9 protein-coding genes are annotated in these 7,846 nt (G+C 55.4%); 3 read left to right on the plus strand and 6 right to left on the minus strand.

Annotation, left to right across the window (positions count from 1 at the left end):
• The coding region (locus Q1A43_RS22220) for a M10 family metallopeptidase C-terminal domain-containing protein (protein ID WP_299939031.1) at positions 1-620 on the plus strand (620 nt) is incomplete at its 5' end.
• On the opposite strand, the gene Q1A43_RS22225 is transcribed toward Q1A43_RS22220, so the two are convergent.
• The 4 genes from Q1A43_RS22225 to Q1A43_RS22240 form a co-directional block, all read right to left on the minus strand.
• Complete coding sequence (locus tag Q1A43_RS22225; protein ID WP_299939033.1) at positions 617-1,459, minus strand: hypothetical protein; 843 nt, start codon at positions 1,457-1,459, stop codon at positions 617-619. The genes Q1A43_RS22220 and Q1A43_RS22225 overlap by 4 nt on opposite strands.
• 49 nt (positions 1,460-1,508) lie before the next feature.
• Positions 1,509-2,165, minus strand: a complete 657-nt coding sequence (locus tag Q1A43_RS22230) for a class I SAM-dependent methyltransferase (protein WP_299929943.1) — start codon at positions 2,163-2,165, stop codon at positions 1,509-1,511.
• 103 nt (positions 2,166-2,268) lie between these two features.
• Positions 2,269-2,922 (minus strand): ABC transporter ATP-binding protein, encoded by a 654-nt coding sequence (locus tag Q1A43_RS22235; RefSeq protein ID WP_299929940.1) that lies wholly within the window; start codon positions 2,920-2,922, stop codon positions 2,269-2,271.
• Between the two features lie 7 nt (positions 2,923-2,929).
• Positions 2,930-4,300 carry a sugar transporter gene (locus Q1A43_RS22240; protein ID WP_299939034.1) on the minus strand — a complete coding sequence of 457 codons (1,371 nt, stop codon included), beginning with the start codon at positions 4,298-4,300 and terminating at the stop codon, positions 2,930-2,932.
• 112 nt (positions 4,301-4,412) lie between these two features.
• On the opposite strand from Q1A43_RS22240, the gene Q1A43_RS22245 reads away from it, so the two are divergent.
• Positions 4,413-5,240, plus strand: a complete 828-nt coding sequence (locus Q1A43_RS22245; RefSeq protein WP_299939036.1) for an ABC transporter permease — start codon at positions 4,413-4,415, stop codon at positions 5,238-5,240.
• Positions 5,241-5,273: 33 nt separating this feature from the next.
• Here the strand turns inward: Q1A43_RS22245 and Q1A43_RS22250 are convergent, their stop codons facing one another.
• Positions 5,274-5,726 carry an adenylyltransferase/cytidyltransferase family protein gene (locus Q1A43_RS22250; protein WP_299929929.1) on the minus strand — a complete coding sequence of 151 codons (453 nt, stop codon included), beginning with the start codon at positions 5,724-5,726 and terminating at the stop codon, positions 5,274-5,276.
• A 295-nt stretch (positions 5,727-6,021) separates the two neighbouring features.
• Between Q1A43_RS22250 and Q1A43_RS22255 the strand changes: the two genes are divergently transcribed.
• Entirely contained in the window at positions 6,022-7,164 is a 1,143-nt protein-coding gene (locus Q1A43_RS22255) for a hypothetical protein (protein ID WP_299939037.1), read from the plus strand.
• A gap of 1 nt (position 7,165) precedes the next feature.
• On the opposite strand, the gene Q1A43_RS22260 is transcribed toward Q1A43_RS22255, so the two are convergent.
• Positions 7,166-7,846: GDP-mannose 4,6-dehydratase (locus tag Q1A43_RS22260; protein ID WP_299939038.1), on the minus strand; the 681-nt coding region annotated here is incomplete at its 5' end.

Genomic DNA, 7,846 nt, shown 5'->3' on the forward strand with positions numbered 1-7,846 from the left:
TGCGCGGCGATAGCGGCGGTGATACGCTCTATGGCAACTCCGGCGAGGACCTAATCCGAGGCACCTCGGGCAACAACGTCCTGTCTGGTGGCAATGACAATGATCGCCTCTATGGCGGCAGCGGGCGTGACACGATGTTTGGCGGCAGTGGTAATGACATTTTGGCAAGTGCCGCGGGTCATGACAGCCTGAGCGGCGACAGCGGCAATGACACGCTTTATGGCAATGCGGGCAATGACACACTGACCGGTGGCAGCGGACTGGACAGGCTATCAGGTGGCAGCGGCAACGACCGTATCATTGGCGGTACCGGTCGGGACGTCATGACCGGCGGCGCGGATGCCGATACCTTTGTCTGGCGCTCTGAAAGCGAGAGTCCCAACGGCTCTGGCCGCGATCAAGTCACCGACTTTCAACGCGGGTCCGACCACTTGGATCTCAGCGACCTACATGACGATCTGGTCTTTGTCACAACCAGCACCGGCAGAGCCGGCCAAGTTTGGTATGATCAAGGCCAGGATCTTGTTCAGGTTGATCTCGATGGATCGGGCACAGCGGACGTCAGCATTGAACTACTCGGCGTCTCAAGCCTGACGGCAGGGGATTTCATTCTGAGCTAAGGAGCTGCGCCCTGCCCGCTTGTTTGCAGTGTTTGTAAAATATCACGCAGTACAATCACGCCATACCGCGTGTTCATGTGGTGGAAATCATCGCTGTCAAAGGCCCCTGCCCTAGGATGAAGCCGTTCTGGATCATCACCAAACTCAGCTCTGGTCAACCCGCAGGGGTCATAAACCTCGTCGGGAGGGGACAAAAGCGTGATCCCATGGTTGGCATACAGCCGCGCCACATGGGCCCGATAGAGTTTCAAAAACGCTAGGTCGATTCCCGGATTCTCCCCAAAGCGGGCCCAAGCGCCATACCTATCATCCGTTTCAGGGCAATCGGCCCGCGGCACAGGCGGCGGCAAGAAAGCCACCTTGGGGGCCGTCCAATTCCACCAACACGGGTCCGGCAACCGCTTGTGCGCGATCTCGATACAAAAGGCGTCAAAAGCCGCTTGAGACAAATATGGCACGTTCCCCTTTGGGCCATCGCGCCCTGTCTCGCCATCACCAACTCCGTCAATGCTGAACCGTTCAAACTGGCTGAGGAAATCAACCTCATGCGAGCTACGCCCCACCACAACGATCTGATCAAACATCTTGAGGTCGATCCGGCGTTCCCCAAACACTTGGTCCAAAAAACGAAGGTTCTTGCGCGAATACAATTTGGGGTCATGGACACCAAACACCCGGTTTTCCGACATCTCCAAGGAGTTGAACAAGGACGAGTTGGCCGCGAAAAACGATGGATTGATGCCTTTGAACTCAGGCGCAATTTCCAGCCACCCTTGATACAAGGCCGCAACATGCGAATTCCCCAAAAACAAAACACGATACTTTGGGGGGCTAATCATCCTCCACAGTCGGGATCTCCCCAATCTGCGGCGAAGTCTGCGTGTCCTGTTACGGCTTAACAAAGCGGTATTTGCCCCCAAGGACCTCTGGAGTCACACCCATCTGCTCACCAAAGGCTTTGACCGCTTCTTGCACCTGTGGGTTCTTGTATTCGTTCCCAACCAAAAGGCCACCTTTGCGCACAATCTGCCAATAACTCATAAGATCTTGCAACACAGGGTCTTTTTCACGCGCAGCATCCAAATAAACAATGTCCGCTTTGGCGCGATAGTGGCGCAACACCTTGGCCCCATGTTCCGATGTCTGTGGCAAGGGGGTGATCGTATCCTGTAGACCCGCATCGACCACATTGCGCATAAACGTATAGTACAACATCGGGTAGCCATTCACAAAACGCATAGAGTCAAAACGCTGAGCATGGCTTTCGGTGCCGGAGTTTACAAAATTGCTGGCGGACCCAAGCCAGGTGTCGACGCATACGATTTCAGCATCGAATCCCAGATCGCGACACAACTTGCCCATATGGATCGCCGAGGCCCCCTTCCAGGTGCCAACTTCAACAATCAACTTGGGTTTGGTTTTCTTGATGGAATTAGAGAAAATACCATGCTCCGATCCCCACCCCTGCAAATCAGGTTCGGCCCAATTGGGATCAAAGCCGTCATAGGGGTCAAACCCAAAGATCTGTTCACATATGGGTTTCATTCTTCACATCGCCTTTAGTCATACGGTTTCCCAAGACCTAATGGACGTCCACAGAGGGTTCAAGGCGACAAGGATGCCATGTTCACAACAGAGGATTGGCAGGTCAGGCCATCAAGGCCTCGTGGCGGGCAATGGCTGTGTGAATATCTTCATGATACTCAAGCCGACCCGCGTTCAATAACAAGCCGCTCTCGCAGAAATTGCGCATTTCACTCATGGAGTGGCTCACCATAATGGCCCCTGCCCCGGCCATACGCGCCTGAAACACCGCCCGGCTTTTGCGTTTGAACCGCGCATCCCCAACGGCCGTGACCTCATCAATCAGGTAGCTATCAAAGGGAATGCCCATCGCCACCCCAAAGGCCAATCGCGACCGCATACCAGATGAATAACTGCGTAGCGGCATGTCAAAATGCCGGCCTATCTCTGCGAAATCTTGTACAAAATCAACAAGTTCATCACTATCCACCCCATATGTGCGCGCCAGAAACCGGGTGTTTTGCAAACCGGTGAGATCGCGGTGAAACGAGTTGGCCCCGCCAATTGGCCAAGACATGCGCCCCTCACGCACCACTCGACCAGAAGAGGGTTGCATCGTGCCGGCAATCATCTGCAACAGCGTTGATTTGCCCGCGCCGTTATGCCCAAGCAAGCCAAAGGCTTTGCCAGGGGGCAATGACATCGACAGGTTTGAAATCACCTGCCGGTACTCCCCCCGCACCCAAAATCCTTTGGAAAGATTTTCGAAGTGGATCATCGGGTGATCATCCCCGGTCCCGGAGACTGTAATAAACCAGCGCCAAAATAGCCCAAGCCGCCATTGCAAAGAACGCCGCCAAAGCCAAAAGCAACAGCCTCCGCGGATATTCGGCGCGTTCGGCAAGGGTTGGGCGTACAAAGGTTGCGAGATAAAGATGCTGACGCGCCGCATTCGACCGCGCCGCATCCATCGCTGTCAGGGCTGCACGGTAGGTCTGTTCAGCAAACTCTCGTTCAACCTGCAACCCTTCGTATTGCGCCAAAAGCGCGGGATAGTCGGTGTTATCGACGGTCACATTTTTGGCGGCAAAGTTTTGACGTTCCTCTGCGATGCGCTCCTCGATCGCATCGATTTTCTGACGCGCTTGTACCACACGAGGGTCCGTGGCGGTTGTGCTTTGAACCAACAGGTCATGATCAACCAGAACCTCGGCCAATTGCTGTTGTAAGCTGTTCAACACCCCCATACGGCCTTGAATATCCGCCAATGGGTCTAGAATTTGTGTCCGAGCGCGAAACCCAGCCAGAGCCTCCCGCGCGGTGATGAGCCGTCTCAGAGCCTCATCCAGCTCAAGTTGTGCCGTGGCCATACTATCACGGCGCGCGGTTTCATTGAGCGTGTTGATCATGGCTTCACTTTCGGCCACGACAAGGGCCGCAATATTCTGCGCGGTTTCGGGATCACGGGCGCGGACCTCAACCATGAGCAACCCAGAGCCCTTGTCATAGGTGATGCGCACCATACGCTTCCAAAACCACAGCAAATCCTCGACCGTCGCCTCCGGCCAAAGCGAGAAAACCGGATCGACCTCCCAGTCAGCAGAGTAATGCGCAAAGAGGCCAATCTTGTCGTCGATGCTTTTTACGATCTCCTGACTTTGGATGAATTCAAACAGAACGTCGGAGTTGCCGCCATTGCTGCTGCCCACAATTTGGGTCAGCCCGCCCAAAAGCTCGGTGGCCGAGCTGGTTTCATCGCTGCGAACCGTAAAACCAGTGGTCGAGGCATATTGATCCTCTGCCATGCTAAAGAGGTAGATTCCAGACAAGACAATCGGGGCTATGACCAACAGCAAGAGGCTAAACAACAGTCCCCAGTGGCGCTTGCGAACAAAAACCGGACTGGCCACAGGCGGGACAGACGCAACAGCCTGGGCCAAATCTTCACGCGCCGCCTCGGCCCGAATAGCCTCAGTTTCCGCCTGTCTCAGGGCGCGCCCTCTCTCCTTTTTAGCAATGAGTTTGTCATTCCATGACTTGATATATTCAAGGCGCTCTTCCTCGGTTGCAAAACTCTTGTTTTGCAACGCACGCTCGCGCAACGCTTTCGTTTCACGGGTGTTCAGGCCATAGGGATCGTCGTCTATGTTGCTCATACCCTTGCCTTTAATAGTGTTTTGCGACACAACTTAACCGGTTTTTCCGTCATTACCAATGACATTGGTTACAAAGAGACCCGTATAAACGCCAGTCCAAAGGTATCTGTCCATGACATCCTCTGCCGATGGGCATCCCATGCGCCCTTTCCCGACACCTATCGCCAAGCGCAGCCTATTTGGCGAAGCCGCGCGCTCCATATCGGCTCTAATCCTGCGTGAAATGTCGACCCGATATGGTCGCACACCCGGCGGGTATATTTGGGCGCTGCTTGAACCCGTCGGCATGATTATCATTTTGGGGTTTGCCTGGTCTCTGGTCGCCAAAACGCCGACCCTTGGCACCAGTTTCTTTTTGTTCAAGGCCACCGGTTTTTTGGTACTGCAGATGTTTTTGATCACTGCCAACCAAGTCGGCCGGGCGATGAAATTCTCCCGCGCCTTGCTGTTTTACCCTCGGGTGACTTGGCTCGATGCTGTGCTTGCGCGGTTCTTTCTCAACATTTTGGTCACCACCTTAGTCACCGCCATCATCCTGACGGGCATCATCCACTTTGAAGAAATTCGAACCGTTCTGGATTTCGTCGATATCTTCTTGGCGATGACCCTCGCGGCCCTGATGGGGCTCTCGGTTGGCATGCTCAATTGCTACCTGTTTCAGCGTATTCCCGTCTGGGAACAGGTGTGGGCCATCAGCACACGCCCCATGTTCCTGATCTCAGGGGTGATCTTTATCTACGAAGATCTGCCCCGCGTTGGGCAAGACGTCTTGTGGTACAATCCAATTCTACACATCACCGGCATCATGCGAGATGGGTTTTACCCACTCTACCATCCGACGTATATATCTTGGCTTTACCTCGGGATTTGGATCATCGCGCCATTGCTCGCCGGGCTTTTGCTACTCCGGCAATATCACCGTGATCTTCTGAACAAGTAAATCCGCGTTTTGCAGCGAAACAGAGCCTAAACTCTAGGTTCCGGTATCGGGGTCTACCGAGTTGCGTAGCCGCGTGGTCGAGACATGAGCAGTATAGGGGAAATAGACGATCTCAACGCCATGCGGGGCCAAGGTCTCTTCCAGAGCGACCCATTTGGGGTGACCTTTCCAATCGTCCCCCACGAACATGCGGTGAAAGCCCAGCTTCTGCCAGGCCGCATATTTGTCCATGTCCTGCTGTTCGACCACCGTATCAACGCACGCCAATGCCCCAACAATCGCCATACGATCGGCCTGAGGGATAACAGGAGCCTGCCCTTTGCGCGCCTGGGCAAGGGCATCGGTCGTGACACCAACAATCAGATGGTCACACTGCTCTCGGGCACGCAGCAACAGGTTCAGATGGCCGATATGAAACATATCATATACGCCAGTTGTATAGCCAATCACCGCAGGGCCGCTGGCGGGCTGTTTATCAGAGGGCATCACAAGTCCTGACTGTCGCGCATCACACAAAAGAGTGTCCCGTAGATGCACCGCGAAAACAACCATATGCAACCCATCCGTAGGCATTGCAGCAGAGCTTTGCTATAGAGCGGGGGAACCAAGTCCGAGAGCAAACGTGCCCCAGCCCCCCGCCATGCCAACCCCATCTTGGGGTGACACAGTCACTGTTAGCCGGGTTAGAGCCTTACTTCGGCGATATCGCTGGCGGTTGGCAGATCGGTTTCGCCCCTCTTTCCCGCCGGCCTCCCCCCCTTCCCTAAAAGGGAAGACACGCTTGCGCATTGGGTTTGTCGTCTGCGAACCCGCAAAATGGGGGTTGGGGTCGCTCTTCGAACAGCTCCAATCCGATCCGGCGTTTGACGTTGGTTTTTATCCGACGCTGTCCGACGTCCATCTCCGATTGCCTCGCAGCGCACGACAGGAAGAATATCGCCAAATACGGGCGTTTTTCGCCGATATCGGGTCTATTCGGGGCGACTTGTACCACTCGCCAACGGATCGCCAAGCCCCCCCCGACGCGATCAATTGCGATATTGTCTTTGTTCAACAACCCTGGGGCATGCAGGATCTTCCTCGGCGTTTGGCCGGCCGCGTACGCACCGCCTATGTCCACTACGGCATGGCCGTCATCAAAAACGATCAGATGCAATTTGGGTTACCAGACTTCCACCCGTTTTTGTGGCGCTACTTCTTACCAACACAAGCCCATGTCGATGCCATCAACCACAGCGCGGGCCCTCGCCCCCCAAAGATGTGTGTCACGGGGCACCCCAAGTTTGACGCCTATCTGCGCCCTGCCCTTCCCCGTGATCAGTGTCTGTCATGGCCCAACCCACTTGCGGCGCAACGCAAACGGGTCATCTTCGCCCCCCATCACGCGTTAGAGCCAGGGTCGCTCCAGCTTGGAACGTTTGCTTGGTCCGGCCCGGCCATGTTGCAGATCGCGCAAGCCCACCCAGAGATCGACTTTCTCCTGCGCCCTCATCCCAACATGGCATTGGGCCTAAGCCGCAGCCATGTGATGAACGCACAGGAGTGGCAGGCCTATCGCGCCGCATGGCAGGCCCTGCCCAATGCGGCACTTTTCGAAGATACCCCCTATTTCGACACCTTCCGTTCGTCCGACGCCATGGTCACCGACAGCGGGTCATTCCTCGCTGAATATTTGCCCACTGAGAGGCCTCTGATCCGGTTGGAACGCGTGGATGCCGCCCCACTAAACAGCTTTGGTCAAACCTTCGCTGCGGGCTTTTACACAGCCGATAATCAGGCTGACTTAGAAACGCGGTTTGCTGAACTGATCCTTGAGGGGAAGGACCCTTTGGCACAGACCCGAGCAGATTTAGTGCCGCTTTTGGTGCCCTTTGCGCTGCCCGCGGCCGATAAAATCGTGGCCGAGCTGCGCAGCCTTATGTGATTTAGGACTTACCGCCGAGACGTTTTCCGACGCCGTCGCGGTTTTGGAGGGGGCGCCACCAGGCCTCGTTGTCGAGATACCATTGCACGGTTTTTTCCAGCCCTTCTTCAACCGTCACCGAGGGGCGCCAGCCTAGTTCATTGGCAATGCGCGTCGGATCGATGGCATAGCGCGCGTCATGCCCGGGGCGATCCCTCACAAAGGTGATCTGGTCCGCATAAGACCCGCTCTCCTTGGGGCGTTTCGCATCGAGAATCCCGCACAGGGTTTGCACCAGCTCAAGGTTCGAGCGCTCGTTTTCACCGCCAATGTTATAGCTTTCCCCCAACGGCGCATTCTGCAGAACCGTCAAAAGCGCATCGGCGTGATCTTCGACATAAAGCCAATCACGCACATTAGAACCATCGCCATAAATCGGCAGCGCTTTGCCCGCCAAAGCATTGAGGATCACAACCGGGATCAGCTTTTCGGGGAAATGATAGGGGCCGTAATTGTTCGAACAATTGCTGAGCACAACCGGCAAGCCATAGGTGTGATACCAGGCCCGCACCAGATGGTCGCTTGCCGCTTTTGAGGCGGAATAGGGACTGCGTGGGTCATAGGGTGTCTCTTCGGTGAACTGCCCCGTGGTGCCCAAACTGCCAAACACTTCGTCGGTGGAAATGTGATGAAAGCGGAAGCT

The sequence above is a fragment of the uncultured Pelagimonas sp. genome, assembly GCF_947498515.1.
Taxonomy (GTDB): Bacteria; Pseudomonadota; Alphaproteobacteria; order Rhodobacterales; family Rhodobacteraceae; genus Pelagimonas.

Excerpts from the sequence above, each read along its gene's own strand:
- Q1A43_RS22225 (WP_299939033.1), bottom strand. The coding sequence starts at position 1,459 with ATGATTAGCCCCCCAAAGTATCGTGTTTTGTTTTTGGGGAATTCGCAT.
- Q1A43_RS22245 (WP_299939036.1), top strand. The coding sequence starts at position 4,413 with ATGACATCCTCTGCCGATGGGCATCCCATGCGCCCTTTCCCGACACCT.
- Q1A43_RS22240 (WP_299939034.1), bottom strand. The coding sequence starts at position 4,300 with ATGAGCAACATAGACGACGATCCCTATGGCCTGAACACCCGTGAAACG.
- Q1A43_RS22250 (WP_299929929.1), bottom strand. The coding sequence starts at position 5,726 with ATGCCCTCTGATAAACAGCCCGCCAGCGGCCCTGCGGTGATTGGCTAT.
- Q1A43_RS22235 (WP_299929940.1), bottom strand. The coding sequence starts at position 2,922 with ATGATCCACTTCGAAAATCTTTCCAAAGGATTTTGGGTGCGGGGGGAG.
- Q1A43_RS22230 (WP_299929943.1), bottom strand. The coding sequence starts at position 2,165 with ATGAAACCCATATGTGAACAGATCTTTGGGTTTGACCCCTATGACGGC.